This is a genomic window from Actinosynnema sp. (genome assembly GCF_052038725.1).
The window spans coordinates 1-1,714 of record NZ_JBQGCX010000784.1 but is presented as its reverse complement, the minus strand read 5'-3'; the positions used below and the strand labels follow the sequence as shown (position 1 = coordinate 1,714).

Below are 1,714 nucleotides of genomic sequence, written 5' to 3'. Positions count from 1 at the left end.
CACTTCAACTGCGACGACCCGACCGCGACCCACTGCGACGAGTACCCCACTCGCGAGCAGGTCGTGTCCGCCCTCACCGGCGCGGGCGTCCAGGTCCTCGCGATCCCGCTGGGCACCCCCTCGTCCTTGGACCAGGGCGGCCACGCCACTGACATCGCCACCGCCACCGGCGGCGCCGTGATCGCAGGCGACATCCCGCCCGACGAGACCGCCGACGCGATCGCCGCGGGCATCCGCGCCCTCCCGGTCACCGTCACCCCGCAGGCTTCCTGCGACTCCGGCGCCACCGTCGAGTTCTCCCCGCAGTCGATCACCGAGCGGGGCAGGGCCGACCTCACCTTCGCCGAGACCGTGACGCTGCCCGCCGACCTCCGCCCCGGAACCACCGCCACCTGCCAGGTCGACTTCCTGTTCAACGGCCAGCTCCCCGAACCCCGGCGCACCCAGCACCTCACCGCCACCGCCCAGACCCCCGGCGCCCCCACCGTCGTCGTCACCGGCGCGGTCGTCACCAGCCCCGACGGCCAGCCCGCACCCGCGACCTTCACCGCCACCGCCACCGACGCGACCGGCGCCCCGCTCACCCCCGGCTGCGACCAGACCCCCGGCGCCCGCTACCCGGTCGGCTTCACCACCGTCACCTGCACCGCCACGGACGCCTCGGGCCGCACCGGCTCCGCCACCGCCCCGCTCGTCGTCCAAGGCCCCGGCACCGGCCGGGGAACCGGCATCTGGTTCAGCGCCGTCGACCAGGACACGCTCCGCTCCACCCGCCAGATCCCCTTCACCGCCAAGGTGAACGAGCCCTGCGCGAACGACGGCGCCGCCCCCGCCTGGTCCCCGGACGGCCAGCGCCTCGCCTACGCCCACCGCGCCGAGCACCTGTGCACCGCCAACGCCGACGGCGCCTCCGCCACCAGGATCGTCAGCGCCACCGGCCCGGACCACCCCGAGTGGACCCCCGACTCGGCCGCGATCCTGTTCGACGGCGACGACGACGGCCGCCGCGCGATCTGGTCCGTCCCCCCGAACGGCGGCGACCCGGTCAAGCTGGTCAGCCGCGCCGACGGCGCCGCCCACCCCACCACCCGCCGACTGCCCGACCTGGCCGTCACCGCGAGCGCGTCCCCGCCGGACGTCGTGTTCGGCGGCAGCGCCGAGTACCTGTTCACGATCACCAGCACCGGCCTCGTCACCGCCCCCGGCGCCCCGATCACCCTGGACCTCCCGCCCGGCGTCAAGGTCGACGAGATCCTCACCAGCAGCGGCAGCTGCCGGCCCGACGCCACCCGCTGCACCCTCGGCGGGCTCGCCAGGGGCCAGCGGGCCGAGATCCGCGTCCGGGCCACCGCCACCAGCGCGGGTGGGCAGATCGCCACCGCCACCGCCCCGGCCGACATCAACCCCGGCGACAACACCGCCCGCGCGCAGGTCACCGTCGCCGAGGAGGTCGTCCCGCCGCCCAACCCCGGCTCCCTGTCGCTGGCCGTCGCCGCCGTCCCCCCGGACAGCTACGTCGGCGGCCAGGACATCGTGCTGTCCTACCGGATGCGCAACGGCTCCCCGGAGCCGATGACCGACGTCCGCCTGGTCACCGCCCTGCCGCCCGAGCTCGGCGCCCCCACCTCCGCCAGCCCCGGCTGCGCGCCGGACGGCGGGGAGTGCGCCCTCGGCGCCCTGCAACCCGGCCAGGTGGCCGAGGTCCGGCTCACCC

1 pseudogene is annotated in these 1,714 nt (G+C 76.3%); it reads left to right on the top strand.

Annotated elements, in window-relative coordinates:
* Positions 1-1,714, top strand: a pseudogene (locus ACTUAL_RS16195) (hypothetical protein); the annotation flags it as partial.